This is a genomic window from Actinomadura sp. NPDC000929, from assembly GCF_040492065.1.
GTDB lineage: Bacteria > Actinomycetota > Actinomycetes > Streptosporangiales > Streptosporangiaceae > Spirillospora > Spirillospora verrucosospora.
This window is the reverse complement of sequence record NZ_JBEUPA010000011.1, coordinates 87316-103804: the sequence shown is the minus strand read 5'-3', so window position 1 is coordinate 103804 and position 16489 is coordinate 87316. Positions and strand designations below refer to the sequence as shown.

Annotated in this window: 15 protein-coding genes and 1 pseudogene; 10 read left to right on the top strand and 6 right to left on the bottom strand. The window is 74.4% G+C overall.

What is annotated here, in order from left to right:
• Positions 1-196 precede the first annotated feature (196 nt).
• Positions 197-709, bottom strand: a complete 513-nt coding sequence (locus tag ABWI04_RS06900; RefSeq protein WP_345185013.1) for a hypothetical protein — start codon at positions 707-709, stop codon at positions 197-199.
• A 165-nt stretch (positions 710-874) separates the two neighbouring features.
• Here ABWI04_RS06900 and ABWI04_RS06895 point away from each other — a divergent pair, with 165 nt between their 5' ends.
• The 4 genes from ABWI04_RS06895 (at position 875) to ABWI04_RS06880 (ending at position 4361) form a co-directional block, all read left to right on the top strand.
• Positions 875-1531 carry a response regulator transcription factor gene (locus ABWI04_RS06895; RefSeq protein ID WP_353831792.1) on the top strand — a complete coding sequence of 219 codons (657 nt, stop codon included), beginning with the start codon at positions 875-877 and terminating at the stop codon, positions 1529-1531.
• Complete coding sequence (locus ABWI04_RS06890) at positions 1528-2772, top strand: sensor histidine kinase (RefSeq protein ID WP_345185009.1); 1245 nt, start codon at positions 1528-1530, stop codon at positions 2770-2772. The genes ABWI04_RS06895 and ABWI04_RS06890 overlap by 4 nt, the downstream gene beginning before the upstream one ends.
• A 223-nt stretch (positions 2773-2995) precedes the next feature.
• Positions 2996-3565, top strand: a complete 570-nt coding sequence (locus ABWI04_RS06885) for a papain-like cysteine protease family protein (RefSeq protein WP_345185006.1) — start codon at positions 2996-2998, stop codon at positions 3563-3565.
• A gap of 1 nt (position 3566) precedes the next feature.
• Complete coding sequence (locus tag ABWI04_RS06880; protein ID WP_353831791.1) at positions 3567-4361, top strand: hypothetical protein; 795 nt, start codon at positions 3567-3569, stop codon at positions 4359-4361.
• Here ABWI04_RS06880 and ABWI04_RS06875 read toward each other — a convergent pair.
• Positions 4358-5413 (bottom strand): LysR family transcriptional regulator, encoded by a 1056-nt coding sequence (locus ABWI04_RS06875; protein WP_345185002.1) that lies wholly within the window; start codon positions 5411-5413, stop codon positions 4358-4360. The two genes, ABWI04_RS06880 and ABWI04_RS06875, sit on opposite strands and share 4 nt — an antisense overlap.
• Positions 5414-5506: 93 nt before the next feature.
• Positions 5507-6328, bottom strand: a complete 822-nt coding sequence (locus ABWI04_RS06870) for a helix-turn-helix domain-containing protein (protein WP_353831790.1) — start codon at positions 6326-6328, stop codon at positions 5507-5509.
• 294 nt (positions 6329-6622) lie between these two features.
• Between ABWI04_RS06870 and ABWI04_RS06865 the strand changes: the two genes are divergently transcribed.
• The 5 genes from ABWI04_RS06865 to ABWI04_RS06845 are packed head-to-tail and all read left to right on the top strand — an operon-like array spanning position 6623 to position 10490.
• Positions 6623-7939, top strand: coding sequence for an ATP-binding protein (locus ABWI04_RS06865; protein ID WP_353831789.1), 1317 nt, complete (start codon positions 6623-6625; stop codon positions 7937-7939).
• Positions 7936-8370, top strand: coding sequence for a roadblock/LC7 domain-containing protein (locus tag ABWI04_RS06860; RefSeq protein WP_345184995.1), 435 nt, complete (start codon positions 7936-7938; stop codon positions 8368-8370). The genes ABWI04_RS06865 and ABWI04_RS06860 overlap by 4 nt, the downstream gene beginning before the upstream one ends.
• A complete protein-coding gene (locus ABWI04_RS06855) occupies positions 8367-8723 on the top strand; it encodes a DUF742 domain-containing protein (RefSeq protein WP_345184993.1) in 357 nt (118 codons plus the stop codon). Before ABWI04_RS06860 ends, ABWI04_RS06855 begins: the two co-directional genes overlap by 4 nt.
• Complete coding sequence (locus ABWI04_RS06850) at positions 8701-9297, top strand: GTP-binding protein (protein WP_345184990.1); 597 nt, start codon at positions 8701-8703, stop codon at positions 9295-9297. The genes ABWI04_RS06855 and ABWI04_RS06850 overlap by 23 nt, the downstream gene beginning before the upstream one ends.
• A complete protein-coding gene (locus ABWI04_RS06845; RefSeq protein WP_353831788.1) occupies positions 9294-10490 on the top strand; it encodes a cytochrome P450 in 1197 nt (398 codons plus the stop codon). The genes ABWI04_RS06850 and ABWI04_RS06845 overlap by 4 nt, the downstream gene beginning before the upstream one ends.
• On the opposite strand, the gene ABWI04_RS06840 is transcribed toward ABWI04_RS06845, so the two are convergent.
• Entirely contained in the window at positions 10459-11862 is a 1404-nt protein-coding gene (locus ABWI04_RS06840) for an SPFH domain-containing protein (RefSeq protein ID WP_353831787.1), read from the bottom strand. The genes ABWI04_RS06845 and ABWI04_RS06840 overlap by 32 nt on opposite strands.
• 142 nt (positions 11863-12004) lie before the next feature.
• On the opposite strand from ABWI04_RS06840, the pseudogene ABWI04_RS06835 reads away from it, so the two are divergent.
• A pseudogene (locus tag ABWI04_RS06835) lies at positions 12005-13687 on the top strand (bifunctional copper resistance protein CopD/cytochrome c oxidase assembly protein); the annotation flags it as partial.
• Between the two features lie 50 nt (positions 13688-13737).
• Here ABWI04_RS06835 and ABWI04_RS06830 read toward each other — a convergent pair.
• Both ABWI04_RS06830 and ABWI04_RS06825 read right to left on the bottom strand, forming a co-directional pair.
• Positions 13738-15066 carry an HD-GYP domain-containing protein gene (locus ABWI04_RS06830; protein WP_353831786.1) on the bottom strand — a complete coding sequence of 443 codons (1329 nt, stop codon included), beginning with the start codon at positions 15064-15066 and terminating at the stop codon, positions 13738-13740.
• Positions 15067-15076: 10 nt separating this feature from the next.
• Positions 15077-16426 (bottom strand): HD-GYP domain-containing protein, encoded by a 1350-nt coding sequence (locus ABWI04_RS06825; RefSeq protein ID WP_345184980.1) that lies wholly within the window; start codon positions 16424-16426, stop codon positions 15077-15079.
• Positions 16427-16489: the final 63 nt, after the last annotated feature.

Below are 16489 nucleotides of genomic sequence, written 5' to 3'. Positions count from 1 at the left end.
CACCGAGAACGGCTGGAACCTCTACCGCGTCCCGGCCGACATGCTGATCGGCGAGGAGAACAAGGGCTGGGACCTCATCGTCAACCAGCTCAACCACGGGCGGCGACGGCCAGAGCGATCTTCAGGCGGGGCCCGCGGCGGCGGGCGCGGCGGCCCGCGGGCTCGGCCGGCGCGCGTTCCGCGACCGTCTCCCCCGTCACTTCCCGCCGCCCTGCAGGACCTTGTCGCACGCCTGCTGCGCCGTCTCCAGATCCGGGTCGTCACCGACCGTGTTCTTGTCGATCCGGATGCCGGGCTGGTTCGGGTCGGGGTCCGGGAACTTCTCCACGCCGTTCTTGCGCATGCACGCGGCGAACTCGCGCGCCCGCTCCTGCATCTTCGGATCGGGCGCGCCGGTGCGGTCGGCCATGGGGTTGTACTGCCGGCACGCCTCCATGGCCTTGTCCATGGCGCCCTTGTCGCCCTTGTTCTGGATCCGGATGCCTCCGCCGGGCTTCGGGTCCTCCATGTCGACGCCGTGCTCGCGCATGCACTGGGCGAACTTGACGCCGCGCTCCTCCGGGGCGAGCTGCTCGCCGCCCTGCTTCGCTCCGCCCTGCTTCGCGCCCCCGTTCGCCGAGGCCACGCCGTCGCCCTTGCCGTCAGAGCCGCACCCGGTCAGGGTCAGCGCCAGCGCGAGCGGCACCATCGCCAGGATCCGCAGTCGCATGTCTCCTCCTCACTCCCGGCCGGAGCGGTTCCGGCCGGCGAGGAGCGATGCAACCCGGAGGAGCGTTTCCCCCGTGTTTCCGCCCTCCCGCGTTCTCGCCGGGAGGCGGCCGCTAACGGAAACGAAACACGTCTTCCGGCACCATCGGCGTTCTGAGGAGGCTTCATGAGAGTGCTGGTGGCAGAGGACGAGCGGCTCCTGGCCGACGCGATCGCCGAATGGCTGCGCGACGACGCGCACGCCGTCGACCTGGCCCACGACGGCGCGGCCGCCCTGGAGCGGCTCACCGTCAACGACTACGACGTGGTCGTGCTGGACCGCGACCTGCCCCTCGTCCACGGCGACGACGTGTGCCGCGAGATCGTCCGGGGCGGGGGCGCGGCCCGGGTCCTGATGCTCACCGCCGCCGCGGAGGTCACCGACCGCGTCGCCGGGCTCGGCCTCGGCGCCGACGACTACCTGACCAAGCCGTTCGCGTTCCCCGAGCTCGCCGCCCGCGTCCACGCGCTCGGCCGCCGCTGCCGCCCGGCCGCGCCGCCGGCGCTGCACCGCGCCGGCATCACCCTGGACCCGGCGCGCCGCGAGGTGTTCCGGGACGGGCGCTACGTGCCGCTCGCCCGCAAGGAGTTCGCCGTCCTGGCCGAGCTGCTGCGCGCCGAGGGCGCCGTCGTGTCCTCCGAGCAGCTCCTGGAGAAGGCGTGGGACGAGCACGCCGACCCGTTCACCGGCGCCGTCCGCCTGACCGTCCTCAAGCTGCGCCGCAAGCTCGCCGACCCGCCCGTCGTCGAGACCGTCAAGGGATCGGGGTACCGGATCCCATGAGGCTGTCACTGCGCGCCCGGCTCACCCTCACCTACGGCGGCCTGTTCCTCGTCGCCGGGGTGGTGCTGCTCGGCGCGACCTACGCCCTGTTCGACCAGCAGCTGTCGCGGTCCAGTACGAAGGTGCTGGCGACCCGGGTGAACCCGGCGCCCGGCACCGCCCCGCCGGCCGGGAGCGCGCAGCAGGCGTCGCAGGAGGCGAGGGCGATGGCCGACGCCGACCGCTGGATGCGCGATCGGCGCGAAGAACTGCACGACGCCGCCGTCACCTCCCTGGTCACCCAGGGGTCGATCGCGCTGCTGGTGGTCGGGGGCGCCGCGGCGGGCTTCGGCTGGCTCATCGCGGGCCGGGCGCTGTCCCCGCTGCACCGCGTCACCGAGACCGCCCGCCGCATCGCCGGCTCCCCCGCCGCCGACCGCGGCCTGCACGAGCGCATCGCGCTGCGGGGCCCCCACGACGAGGTCAAGGAGCTCGCCGACACCTTCGACGCGATGGTCGACCGCCTCGACCGCTCCTTCGACGGCCAGCGCCGCTTCGTCGCGAACGCCTCCCACGAGCTGCGCACCCCGCTCACCCTCGGCCGCGCGCTGGTCGAGGTGGCGATGCACCGCGAGTCGGCGTCCCCGGACGTCCGGCAGCTCGGCGAGACCCTCCTGCAGATCAACGCGCGGCACGAGCGCCTCATCACCGGCCTGCTGCTGCTGGCCCGGTCCGAGAACGAGATCACCAACCGGGCGCCGGTGGACCTGGCGGACGTCGTCGCCCACGTCGCCGCCCAGACGGCGCTGGAGGCCGACGGCTCCGGCATCGCCGTCGAGACCGACGCCGCCGAGGCCATGACGGCGGGCGACGCCCTGCTGCTGGAACGCGTCGTGCAGAACCTGCTGGAGAACGGCCTGCGCCACAACACCGACTCCGGGTGGGTCTCCGTCTCCTGCCGGACCGAGAACGGCCGCGCCGTCCTGGAGGTCGCCAACTCCGGCCCCGCCGTCCCGCCCTACGAGATCCCCGCGCTCTTCGAGCCCTTCCGCCGGCTCGACGCCGACCGCCTCGTCACCGCCAAGGGGGCCGGTCTCGGCCTCTCCATCGTCCAGTCCATCGTCCGCGCCCACAACGGCACCGTGACCGCCGTGCCCCGCCGGGAAGGCGGCCTCACCGTCACCGTCGCCCTCCCGTCCGCGGATCCGGAGCCGGAGCCGGAGCCGGAGCACCGCCCCGGCCCGCTCGCCGCCCGCGCCTAGGCGCGGGCCGCCTTCGGGGAGAAAAGCCGAGTTCACCGGGGTTATTCCGCTTTGTTATGTCTTGCTGGCATTACCGGGCCAAGACCGCGAATGAGACTTTTATCGCGTTCATTCGGCCTCTCGCGGCCTCCCCGCCCGGACACTCCCCCGGCGCCGGACGGGACTCGCTCGGCTCCCTCGCGAGAGGCGGTGCGGCCCTCGCCGGGAGAAAAGGCGGAAGTGCATGAGAACGCGTACCCGACCCGCCCGGGCGCGCCGGCGGCTCGCGGCCGGACTCGCCGGGGCGGCCGCCGCCCTCGCGGCGTCCACCGGCGTCGCCTCGGCCCAGAATCTGCCGATCACGCAGCAGGTGCAGCAGCAGGACCAGTGGTGCTGGGTCGCCAGCGGCCTGACGATCGCCAAGTTCTTCGGCAAGGGCAACGTCAGCCAGAACGACTTCTGCGCGCTCGGACGCGGCTACCCGCGCGGCAGCGCCTGCCCGAACCAGGCCGGCTACCTGGAGTACGACCAGCGCGCGTTCCAGGCGCTCGGCGTGTCCCCCGGCCAGGTCAGCGGCCCCCTGTCGTACCAGGCGGTCACGACCGAGATCAACGGGCAGCGGCCGATCCTCACCGGCATCTACTGGACGGCCGGCGGCGGCCACGCCCAGGTCATCTACGGCTACTCCGGCCAGACGGTCTCCTACGGCGACCCGTGGCCCTCCAGTCCCCGGTACGGGGAGATGGCGTACAGCAGCTACGTCAGCAACTACCAGTTCCGCTGGGGCCAGGCCCTGTCCAGGATCGGAGGCTGACATGCGCACGACCGCGAGACTCGCGACCGGAGCCCTGATCGGCGGGACGGTCCTGCTGGGCGGCACCGCCGCGCAGGCCGCCGGGCCGTCCTCCGACGAGGCCGCCGCGGCGAGGGCCGCCGCGTCCCCCGCCGCGCAGCAGAGGCTCGGCGCGTTCTTCGTCCACCTCGACCAGCACCGGCGCGGGCGGCTGGTGAACCAGGCCGTGCCCAAGGCCGAGGCGCAGGCCAAGGCCCCGCGCCTCGAAGGAGCCGTCCAGCGCGTCTACTCGCTGAACCCCGCGTTCGTGAAGGGCGACGGCGGCGCTCCCGTGGCGACCTTCGCCTACGTGGCGGTCGGCGCGGCGTCGGCCACCGGGCAGCACGCGACGGTGTGGCTGACCAGGTCCGGCGCGGGCTGGCAGGTCATGAACGTCATCTCCGGGTCGGAGGAGGCGGTCTACCCGGCGCGGGCGCGGGGCGGCACGGTGTTCACCGAACCGCAGATCCACGCGTGGTACCGGCTGAAGGACGGCCGGGTCACCGCGCTCAACGGCACCGCCGCGTCGTCGGTCGGCAGGTCCGGCGTCACGGTGGCGGCGTACCGGAGGCTCGTGCGCTCCCGGTACGCCGACAAGCTCCCGGGCAGCGCCTACCAGCGCTCCGGGAAGTTCGGCGGCTTCTCGCCCGTGACCGGCGTCAGCGATCCGGCGCCGGACGGGGGCCCGGCGCCCGCCCTGCTGGCGCTGGGCGCGGGCGGTGCGGTGACCGCCGCGGGCGTCGCCCTCGCGCGGCGCCGCCGCCAGGGCGGCTGCTAGCCGCCCTCCCGCGGGTCCCCGGAACCGCCCCCCTCCCCGGGCCCCGCACCGGCGCCCGTCCCCGCGCCCTCCACCGGGCCGGCGGGGACGGGCAGCGCCGGGTGCGCCTCGGGATGCTCGTCCCACCAGTCGCCGTAGGCGCGCTGGGCCCGGACGAGGTCCAGGTAGACGGCGTCGAACACGTCGCGCAGCCGGGCCGCCGCCCGCCCGGCCCCGGGCCGCCACATCAGGACGACCCGCTGGCCGAGCGGGTCGCCGGTGATCCGGCGGAACGCGACCCCCGCGCGGGGGGCCGCGGTCGGCTGGTAGATGCCGACGGCGCGCCCGGACCGGATGAGCGACGCCGAGATCTGCCAGTCCGTCGCCCAGTACCTGACCCGCGGCCGGAACCCCGCCTCGGCGCACACGCCGCGCAGGTAGGCGGGCCAGGGGCCGTCGTCGAGCGGATCGTCGATCCAGTCGTGGTCGGCCAGGTCGGCCAGGTCGACGGTCGCGCCGGCGGCGAGGGGGCTGGAGCAGGACATCCCGACGAGCGCCGGCTCGCGCTCGACGAGCACCAGCCGCTCCAGGCCGCCGCGCGGCCGCGGCGGACGGTCGACGGGCTCCTGGAACAGCCCGATGTCGAGGGTGCCGGAGGCGAGGAGCGCGGGGATGCGCCCGCCCCCGGGATCCACGCGCAGGTGCAGCCGCGACTCCGGGGAGAGCGAGCCGAGATGGTCGCCGAGCCGGGTGAGCACCGGGCACGCCTGCACCCCGATCCGCAGCAGCGGCGCGGCGGCGGGTTCGCTGACCCGGTGGGCGAGCGCGGCGTTCAGGTCGTCGATGCCGGCCAGCGCGGCCCGGGCGCGGGTGGCGACCTCGGCGCCGACCGGCGTCGGCGTGACGCCCTCCGGGGAGCGGACGAACAGCTGCACGCCGAGGTGGCCCTCGACCCGGCGCAGCATGGTGCTGACGGCGGGCTGGGTGAGGCCGAGCCGGGCGGCGGCCTTGCTGATGCTGCCGGTCGCGGCGATCGCCTCGATCATCCTGAGGTGGTGGGGGCCGAGGTCCACGGGCGCGCTCCTGACCGTCTCTCCGCCCCGTCCGGTGATCTCAGCCGCATCGTAACCCGGGATCGGTCCGGGCCGGCTGGAAATCCGTGCCCGTCAGCGGGCGGCGCCGTGCCGGCGCAGTTCCCGCGGGCTGACCCCGAAGCGCTGCCGGAACGCGTGGCTGAGCGCGCTGGCCGAGGAGAACCCGGTGGCGTGCGCGAGGTCGGTGATGGTGACGTCCCGGTCGAGGGGGTTGCGGAGCCGGTCGCGGACGAGCCGGAGCCGCTCCTCGCGGATCAGCTCGCGGGGCGTGGTCCCGGCGCGCTGCAGGGCGAGCTGCACCTGCCGCAGCGACCAGCCGAGGTCCTGCGCCATCGCGGCGCCGGTGAGCCCGGGGTCGGTGGCGTGCTCGCGGACGTAGCGGCGCACGACCGCCTCCACCTCGGCGAGGTGGCCGGGCGCGGGCGGGCGCTCGTCCCCGGCCAGCAGCAGGCACAGCAGCTCGGTGATCCGTTCGCAGGCGGCGTCGAACTGCGGCGCGGTGAGGCTGCGGCGCTCCTCGCCGACGGCCCGCACCATGTCGGCGACGACGCGGCCGAGGCCGGCGGACAGGTCGAGGCCGGTCGCCGGGAGGACGGGGCCGCCCAGCCGGCCGTCCATCTCGCGGGCCGGGATGGTCATGACGAGCGCGCGGGCCGGGCGCGGCTGGACGACCCGGAACGGCGCCGCGGGCGCGATGAGGCCACCGGTCCCCGGGCGCAGCCGCGCCTCGCGGCCGTCCTGCACCATGAGCATCTCGCCGTCCAGCGGGAGCAGGAACCGGTAGCCGCGGTCGCGGCGCCCCTGCCCGGGGGCGCGGTCGTACTCCGCCCGGTCCGACAGGTGCAGCACGAGCCGGTACTCGGCGCCGTTCGCCCCGCCGAGCGCATCGTCCACCCCGGGCCCCTCCGCCGCTCTAGATCACCTTCGGGCGAGCGTAGTACCGCCGTCACCTGCGAAACAGCCGAATCCATCGGAAAGTAACGTGATTCGGACGATGGGTGATCTTGCGATGCGCCCGGCGGCAAGTTCTCTGCGCGCGAGCACAAGCGCGGCCCCGCGCACCCGTCCTACGGTGCCGAAACTGCGGCGTATCCGCGCCGCCCCCACCAGCCATGAGGCGGTCCGCCGGGTGTCGCCGACACCGGACCGGGCCCCACCTCGCCCGAAGACTTCTGCACCGAGGATCTGATGGAGCAATTCCTGTTGGCGGCGGCGCTCGTCGTCGTGGCGGGCGCCGGCATCGCGGCCGCAGCCCTGCTGGTGCGCCAGCGGCGGGAGACGGCCGGCCTCCGCGCGCAGAACGCCGCCCTGGCCCGCGGGCTCGACCTGCGCGAGAGGGAGCTGCGGCACCTCGCGGACGTCCGGCTGCCCGAGCTCATGGAGTCCCTGCACAACCCCGGCGTGCGCGTCACCGGCCCGCTGCACGACCTCGACCGCGAGGCGCCCGCCTACGGGCAGGCGCTGCGGACCGTCACCGAGCTGTTCGCCGGGTCCGCCGCACGCGTCCGGGAGCGGGCCGACCTGTCGGCCAAGTCGACGCTGCGGGCGATGATGCGCGCCGTGCAGAGCCTCGCCAACGAGCAGCAGCTCGCCATCTCCGACATGCAGGAGCGCCACGACGACCCGGACGTGCTGGAGGGCCTGCTCCGTGTCGACCACATGAACGCCCAGCTCGGGCGGCGCGCCCAGGCCACCGCGGTGCTGTGCGGGTCGTGGCCGGGCCAGCAGCGCTCGGCGTCGTCGATGAGCGACGTGGTGCGCGGCGCCACCTCCCGCATCCGCGACTACCTGCGGGTCAACATGCAGGGGCCGGTGAACACCGCGGTGACCAGCCGGGCCGTGGAGCCGATCGTGCTGACGCTGGCCGAGCTGCTGGACAACGCGGCGCGGCACTCGCGCCCCGACACCACCGTCGAGGTCAACTTCCAGTCCACGCACAACGGCGTCGCCATCATGATCGACGACGCCGGGGTCGCGATGGACGCCGAGGAGCTCCAGCGCGCCGCCGACCTGCTGTCCGGCGACGCGTCGGTCGACATCCACCGGCTCGGCGACCCGCCCCGCGTCGGGTTCGCGGTGGCGGGCGTCCTCGCCGCGCGCTACGGCTTCCGGGTGTCGGTCGACACCCGCTCCCCCTACGGCGGCGTGCGGGCCGTCGTGTTCGTGCCGTCCGCGCTGCTCACCGACCTCCCGGGCGAGCACGCGCCCGACCCGGCCGCCGCGTCCCGCCCGGCCGCGGAGGGCCCCGCGCCCGCGGCCTGGACCCCCGCCCCCGCCACCCCCGGCGGGCTGCCGAAGCGCACCCGCGTCGCGGTCGCCGAACGCCCCGCCGAAGAACAAGAGCCGCCCGACGTGCCCGACGCGGGGGCGCCGCCTCCGCTCAGGCCGGCCCGGGAGACCGCCGCGGGCCTCGGCGCCTGGCAGCGCGGGACGCGGTCCGGCCGCGCTTCGACGCCGTCCGACGGCGAGGGCCCCGGCATCGAGAGCAAGGACCTGCGGCCATGAACGAGGGATGGAACGGCGCGATGGACGACGGTACGAACCGGCTGGGCTGGATGCTGGACGACGCGCTGCGGATGCCGGAGACCCGCTACGCGATCCTGCTGTCGGCCGACGGGCTGCTCATGGCGCACTCCGAGCGGATCAACCGGGACGAGGCGGAACGGCAGGCCGCCGGCATGGCGGGCCTGCAGTCGCTCGCCCGCAGCACCGCCGAGTTCTGCGGGGACGCCGGCACTACCTGGCGGCAGACCGTGAACGAGTTCGACGACGGGTACGTCTTCCTCGTCGCCGCCGGCCCGGGCGCCTACCTGGCGGTGTCGGCGACGCAGCACGTCGACATGGAGACCGTCTCGTTCCGGCTCCAGGAACTCGTGCAGCGGCTCGGCAAGGAGTTGACCACCCCGCCGCGTCCGGGCGCCGGCCGTCCCGCATGACCCCGCGCCGCAGCAGGCGGGCCCTGGTCCGCCCGCACGTCGTCACCGGTGGGCGGGCCCACCCCACCCGCAACGTGTTCGATCTCGTCACCCTCGTGACCGCGACCGGCGACCTGCCGCGCACCGGCCTGTCCCCGGAGAAGACGCGCATCGTCGAGCTGTGCCGCGGCGGCGCGCTGTCGGTGGTCGAGATCTCCGGCCATCTGAGCCTGCCCGTCGGGCTCACCAAGGTGCTGCTGTCCGACCTCGTCGACAGCGGGCACCTCTCCACCCGGGCCGCCGCGCCCTCCGCCCAGCAGTCCAAGGCCCGGCTCCTTCAGGAGGTGCTCGATGGACTCCGCGCTCGCCTCTGAGACCCCCTACCTGCGCGAGAGCGTCCGGACCGCCGTCAAGATCCTCATCGTGGGGCACTTCGCGGTCGGCAAGACCACCTACGTCGGAACGCTCTCGGAGATCCGCCCGCTGCGCACCGAGGAGCGGATGACGCAGGCCGGGGCGGCCGTGGACGACCTCGCCGGCATCAGGGACAAGACGACCACGACCGTCGCGATGGACTTCGGCCGCCTCACCCTCAGCGACGACCTCGTCCTGTACCTGTTCGGGGCGCCGGGGCAGCAGCGCTTCACCCGGCTGTGGGACGACCTCGCGCGCGGCGCCCTCGGCGCGCTGATCCTGGTGGACACCGCCCGCCTCCAGGAGTCGTTCGCCGTCATGGACATCGTGGAGAAGCAGGGCCTGCCGTACGCGGTCGCCGTCAACCACTTCGACGGCTCGCCGCGGTTCCCCGAGGCCGAGGTGCGCGAGGCCCTCGACCTCACGCCGTCGACGCCGCTCGTCAGCTGCGACGCCCGCGACCGCGTCTCCTCGACCGAGGCGCTCATCTCCCTCGTCGACCACCTCCTCACCCTTGACGGGGAGCACCCATGACCATCGACCGCACCGCGCCCGAACGCGTCCCGCTGTACGGGCCGGAGTTCGCCAGGAACCCGCAGGCCGCCTACGCCCGGATGCGCGAGTACGGCGACCTCGCGCCCGTCGAACTGGCGCCGGGCGTGCCGGCGACGCTCGTCCTCGGCTACGACGCCGCCCTGGAGATCCTGCGCGACCCGGCCACGTTCCCGCGCTGCAGCGAGGTGTGGGAGGAGACGGTCGGCCCCGAGTGCCCGGTGCTGCCGATGTTGATGGCGCGGCCCAACGCGCTGTTCACCAACGGCTCCGTGCACGCCCGCCTGCGGTCGGTGATCGTCGACAGCATGGACCGGGTCGACCCGGTGTCGCTGCGCGAGAACGTCGAGCGCAGCGCCGACACCCTCATCGACCGGTTCAGCGGCGACGGCAAGGCCGACATCCTCGGCCAGTACGCCCGCATGCTGCCGCTGCTGGTGTTCAACGAGCTCCTCGGCTGCACGCCCGAGATCGGCGACAAGCTCCTGCGCGGCATGAACGCCATCTTCGACACCGTCTCCGCCGAGGAGGGCAACGCGCTGCTCGGGGAGGCGGCCGGCGAGCTGATCGCGCACAAGCGCGTCAACCCGGGCGCGGACGTGACGTCCTGGATGCTGAGCCACCCCGCAGGACTCGACGACCTGGAGACGATCCACCAGGTCATCCTGCTGATGGGGGCCGGCACCCAGCCGGAGGGGAACCTCATCGCCAACGGCATCCTGCTGCTGCTCTCCGACGACCGGTTCGGCGGCGACCTGTCCGGCGGCGCCCTTCCCGTCGAGGACGCGCTGGACGAGATCCTCTGGACCGACCCGCCGATGGCCAACTACGGAGGGACCTTCCCCCGCCAGGACATCGACTTCCACGGGTACCGGCTGCCCGCCCACCAGCCCGTCCTGGTCAGCTACGCCGCGGCGAACACCGACCCGTCCCGGAGCATCGCCGACCGCCGGGGCAACCGCGCCCACCTGTCCTACGCGGGCGGCCCGCACAGCTGCCCGGCCAGGAGCCACTCCCGGCTCATCGCGTCCGTCGCGGTCGAGAAGCTCCTCGACCGGCTGCCCGAGGTGGAGCTGGCCGTCCCCGTGGAGCACCTGGAATGGCGGCCGGGCCCGTTCCACCGGGCCCTCATCGCCCTCCCGGTCACCTTCCCGCCGGACCAGGCCCTTCCGTAGCGGCGCGCAGCGCGCCGATGACGGCGGCGAGCTGCGTGACCAGGCCGGCGACGCCGGCCTGGTCGGCGCCGTTGACGGTGACGGTGCGCAGCTCGTCCGGCTTGGGCAGCCTCGCCATGATCTCCGGCAGCGACGCGATGAGCCGCGCCTGGACGGCCGCGGGCGTCCGCTCGTTCTCCAGCGCGGCGCGGGCGGCGTCCCGCTCCAGGTCGAGCAGCGCCTGCTCGTGCCGCGACCGGGCCCGCAGGTCGGCGAGGGCCAGCTCGCCCTCGGTGCGCAGCCGGGCCAGCTCGTGGTCGCGCTCGATGCGCAGCCGGCCCGTCTCGGCCTCCTCCTCGTGCCGCTCGCGCTCCATCCGCAGCGCGTGCCGGGTGGTCTCGGTCTGGAGCTCGGCGAACTCGCGGGTGTCGTCGTGCTCGCGCCGGGTGCGGCGCAGCTTCTCGGCCGCCTCGGTGTCGAACAGCTGCGACTCGTTGCGGGCGCGCAGCTCGGCGAGCTCGCGCTCGTGCTCCAGCCGCTGCGTCTCCTTGATCCGCGCGGCGGCCATCTCCCGCTGCGCGACGGCCTCCTCGGCCTCCAGCTCCGCCAGCCGCGCGATCTGCCCCTGCTCGGCCCGGTAGGGCTTCTGCAGGTTCTCCCAGAGCCGCGACGAGCTGACCACGGCCTCCTTGATCTGCACCGTGACGATCCGCAGGCCGAGCCCCTGGTCGCTGTTGTCCTCGCCCTCGGCGACCGCGCGCAGCCGGGCCGTCAGCTCCTCGATGATCGGCTGCTTGTCGCTGAGGACGTCGCGCACCCCCATCGTGGCGACCTTGTCCTTGATCGCCGCCTCGGCCTGCTCGCGGAGCTGGAGGTTCACCAGCCGCATCGGGTCGTCGCCGCCGAAGTCGAGCTTGCGGTAGGCGGTGCCGAAGTCCTGGATGATCCACTGCACGTAGCCCTGGACGAGCACGCCCTGCAGCTCCCGGCAGATGCAGTACGCGTTGATCAGGATCGTCTGCGTCGCGCCCGGCACCACGAGGAAGGAGTCGGTGGACGGGTTGAAGCGGAACGACACCCCGAGGCCGATGTGCAGCGGTTCGGCGCGCCCGCGCCGGGTGTGGACGACGAACGCGTTGGGCGGGACGAGCACGTTCTTCCACCGCCAGAACCCGCTGATCCGCACGTCCACCGGCCCCGGGCCGGGGCGGTCGGCGGGCGCCGCGCCGCCGAGCGCGCGGTCGCGCTTGGCCAGCGGTCCCGGCGCCGGGACCGCGCCGGGCGGGCCGGGGGGCGGCGGCGGAGAGCGCCGCGCCTTCAGGTCGTCCTCCAGCACCGCCTGCTGCGCGACGACCTTGTCCAGATAACTGTTGCCCTGGTCTGAGGCGCTCATCTCGCTCCCCCGGAATTCGGTGTGGCCGATACATTAATGAACCTTTTGCTTTGATGCGTGCGTATTTGCCTTCGTGGCAGCACAGGAAGCGACGGCGACGCGCGAAGGGGAACGGCGGGAAGCGGCCGGGACGGACCTGCCGATGCTCGCGCTCGGGGCGGGAGCGATCGCGCTGGTCGTCCTCGCGCTCGCCGTGCGGCTCGGCGGCGCGTTCAGCGGGACCGCGGCGCCGGGGCTCTCCCAGGCGGGCGCGCTGGCCAAGACCGGCCTGGTGACGGCGCGGCTGGGCGGTAACGCCGCCGCCGTCCTGACGGTCGGATGGCTGCTGGTCGCGGCCGTGTTCGTGCCCGGCACGCCCGCCGCGCGGAAGTGCCTGCGCGCCGCGTCGCTCACCGCCGCGGCCTGGGCGGCGTGCACGCTGGCGCTGATCGTGTGCACCGTCCTCGACCTGTTCGGCGTGGGCGTCACCAAGGTCACCGGCGACATGATGCGAACGTTCCTCGTCGAGCTGCCGCAGGGGCGGGCCCTCCTCCTCGTCCTCGCCGCCACGGCCGCCGTGTCGGTCGCGGCGAGGCTCCCCCGCGCCGCCGGCGGGGCCGGGTACCTGCTGGCGGGCGCGCTCGCCGGGATGCTGCCGCCGCTGTTCACCGGGCATGCCGCGAGCGGCGCGGGCCACGCCCTCGCCGTCTACAGCCTGGTCGCCCACATCGCGGGCGCCGCGCTGTGGACCGGCGGCCTGGTCGCCCTGGTCACCCTCGCCCCGGCGGTCGGCGACCGGCTTCCCCGCGTCGCGGAGCGCTACAGCCGGCTGGCGCTGGTGTCGTTCGCCGTCGTCGGCGCCAGCGGCGCGGTCAACGCGTGGGTGCGGCTCGGCGGACCCCACCTCGGATCGCGGTACGGGGCGCTCGTCGTCGCGAAAGCCGCCGCGTTCGCCGTGCTCGGCGCGATCGGCTGGCGGCACCGCCGCGCCACCCTGCCCGCCCTGGGCGGCGGGAGGGGCGCGCGGCCCTTCCTGCGGCTCGGCGCCGTCGAGGTCCTCGTGATGGCGGCGGCGATGGCGCTCGCGACCGGCCTGTCCCGCACGCCGCCGCCGGAGGTCGCGCCGGGCACGCTGGACGTCGTCGCGCTGCGGCTCGGGTTCCCGCTGCCCCGTCCCGCCGGGGCCGGGCCGCTCCTGCTCGACTGGTGGATCGACCCGCTGTTCCTCGTGCTCGTCGTCGGCGGCGCCGTCCTGTACGGGACGGGCGTCGCGCGGGTGCGCGGCTGGCCGCGCCGGCGGAGCCTGTCCTGGGCCGCCGGGCTCCTCGTCGTCCTTCTCGCGTCCTGCGGCGGGCTCTCCCGGTACAGCATGGTCCTGTTCAGCGCCCATGCCGTCCAGCACGTTCTGATCGGCCTGGTGGCGCCGGTGCTGCTGCTCCACGGGGCGCCTCTCCGGCTGGCGCTGGAGGCGGCGCGCGGCGGGGGCGGGGCCCTGCTCGCCGCCGCTGCCGGATGCCGGGCAGTGCGGGTGCTCACGGACCCGGCCGCGGCGTCCGTGCTGCTCCTGCTCAGCCTCTACGCGTTCTACGGCTCGCCGCTGTTCGGGGCGTCCCTCGGCAACCACGCCCTGCACTCGCTGGCGCTGGCCGCCTTCCTGGCCGTCGGGCTCGCCTACTTCCACGGGACGACCGGGACGCCGATGCCGCTCGCCCTCCTGCCGCTCCACGCCATCGCCGGGACCGCCCTGGCGCGGAACGGGACCGTCCTCGGCGGCTGGTACGAGCACCTCGGCCGCAGCTGGGGCGCGTCACCCCTGGAGGACCAGCACCTCGGCGCCCTGCTGCTCTGGACGGCGGCCGCCGCCGTCACGCTCGCCGTGGCGGCGGCCCACGGGCTCTACTGGCGGGGCCCCCGGTCCACGACCCGGCTGAGCGCCTCCACCACCGTCGGGTCGTACTCGGAGGCCGAGTCCAGTCGCAGCCTCTCCAGCACGGCGGCGCCCCGGTCGCGGTCGGCGGAGTCGCCGACCAGGTCGTCGTTGGCGTTGGCGACCTTGATGATGCGGCCGGCGAGCGGCGGCGGGAGCGGCCGCTCCCCGGAGTCGCCGGACGGCTCGCGCCCCGTCCGGTAGGGGTGCGACGACAGCTGGACGATGTGCGCGACCCGGTCCAGGACGCCGGTCTGCTTGATCACCTCGGCGCCGAGCTCGGCGATGCGGCGCTGCTCGGCCGGGGACGCCAGCACCGTCGCGCCGCCGGGGATCGGGTCGCCGAGCGACAGCTGCCCGATGTCGTGCATGAGGGCGGCGTACTCCAGTTCGAGCAGCTCCTCCTCCGACATCCCGAGCTCGCGCCCCATCGCCACCGCGAGCTTGGACACCCGGTGCGAGTGCCCCGCCTCCACGTAGCCGCCGACCTCGGTGACGCGCGACAGCGCCCGGACGGTCTGCAGGTAGGTGGCGCGGATCCCGGCGTAGCGGCGGAACGCGAACTGCGTCACCAGGATCGGCACCGTGAAGATCAGCAGCGCGGCCTCGCCCATCGCCGTCGTGGAGACCGCGATGAGCATGGCGGTCGCGCTGGTCGCGGCGCACAGCGCCATCTTCGCGTCGATCTCGTCGCGCAGCGCGATGCCGAACCGCGCCCGCACGGCCTCCGCGCGGATCATCGCGGCGATCAGCATGTCGGTGAAGCAGGACAGCACCACGACGAAGCACATGACGGCCAGCAGCAGCTGCCAGGGCAGGTGCAGGGACAGCAGCGGCCGGAAGCACAGCGCGACGACCGCGACCGTGAACAGCCGCCGCGCCATCGCGTCGGGCCGCGGCGACCGGCCGACCGCGATGTGCGGCAGCGAGCCGACCAGCATCCCGGCCGCGGCGACCGCGACGACCTGGAGCGCGGAGTGCTCGGCGGCCACGACGCCGAGCGGCGCGTCCGGCGCGGCGCCCTCCGGGCCGACGCCGACCAGCATCGCGTACCCCATCGCGCCGGCGCTGGCGATCGGCGCGACCTCCCGGTTGCCCGGCATCACCATGCGGAACAGCTCGCCGAGCGCGATAAGGACGCCGAAGATGATCGCCACGTCGGGCTGGCGCAGCCCGACGGACCCGACCTCGGCGATCGCGACGATGACGAACAGCCCGGCGGTGGCGATCAGCAGGAGCTGGCCGGAGTCGATGGTCTGCCACGCGGCCCGGTCGCGGGCGCGCGCCTCCCCGCTCACCGCCGCCCCCTCACTGGCGCACCCCGTCGCCGCCGGCGACGCGCAGCGGCGCGCTCGGGTCGTCGTGGTCCTGCTGGGTGGTCTCGACGACGTCGTCGTCGGGCAGCACGACCGGCCGCGGCGGCTCCCAGCCCTCCCGCTCCAGCGCCCGCAGGAACGCCTCCACCATCGCGGGGTCGAAGTGGTCGCCCATCCCGCGGCGCAGCTCCTCGACGGCCTCGTCCTTGGTGCGGGCGGCCCGGTAGGAGCGCGTCGAGGTCATCGAGTCGAACGCGTCGGCGACGGAGATGACCCGGGCGAACTCGGGGATCTCGTCGCCCGCGAGGCCCATCGGGTAGCCGCGCCCGTCCATCTTCTCGTGGTGGTGCATGATGCCGGCGAGCGCCTCGTCCAGGAAGCCGATCTCGCGGACGATCTCCAGCCCGCGCATCGGGTGCAGCTGGATCGCGGCGAACTCCTCCTCGGTGAGCGAGCCGGACTTCTGCAGCACCTTGGTCGGGACGCCGAGCTTGCCGACGTCGTGCAGCATCCCCGCGTACCGGATGGCCTCGACCCGGTCCGCGCGCATCCCGATCTCCTGGGCGATCATCACCGAGCCGCGGGAGACGCGCTCGGAGTGGCCGCGGGTGTAGAAGTCCTTGGTCTCGACCGCCTGGCACAGCGCGGCGAGCGTCGCGGCGTGCGCCTGCTGCTGCGCGTACGCCTGGTCCATGGCCCAGCGGGCGATGAACAGCGGGAGCAGGACGAGGATCGCCGCGAACAGGCCCACCCGCGGCCAGAGCCCGGCGATCAGCAGGCCGACCATGCCGTAGCCGAGGCAGCCGATCGCGAGCTGGCCGCTCTCGCGCAGGAGCTCGCGCGGCGAGGCCTGCCGGCTGAGCAGCAGCACCCCCGCCATCAGCGTCAGGTTCACCAGGACGAAGGCGACCAGCGCGCCGAGGAACGGCCCGATGACGTTCTCGACCCAGCGGGCCTTCTCGGGGTGGAACCGGTCGCCGTCGAGGAGGTTGAACACCGTCCCGGCCATGAAGCCGCTGAGCGCGAACTGCGCGCCGTTGAAGAGCCGCTTGACCGGGGCGAAGATCCGCTGCCCGGTGACCAGCGCGCAGAGGCCGAGCAGCGCGGCGCCGACCGGGCCGAGCAGCACCACCGACGCCAGGCTGGCGGCGAAGCTCAGCGACACCCTGGCCCGCGTGATGTTCAGCCGCGCGGGCGCCGAGTCGCAGATCAGGAACAGAAGCGCCAGGACGGCGAGCTTCGTCCAGTCGATATCCGTGAAGGACGACGTCGCGATGAGGCCCGCCGCGAGCGCGACCACACCGCAGACGTACGCCCAGGCAGCGAGAGGTAGTCCACGCATTGCCGCCCCTCGGGGAGTGACGAGTTGGCAGGCCGCCACCGGGCTCACACGTGCCAGCCGGCA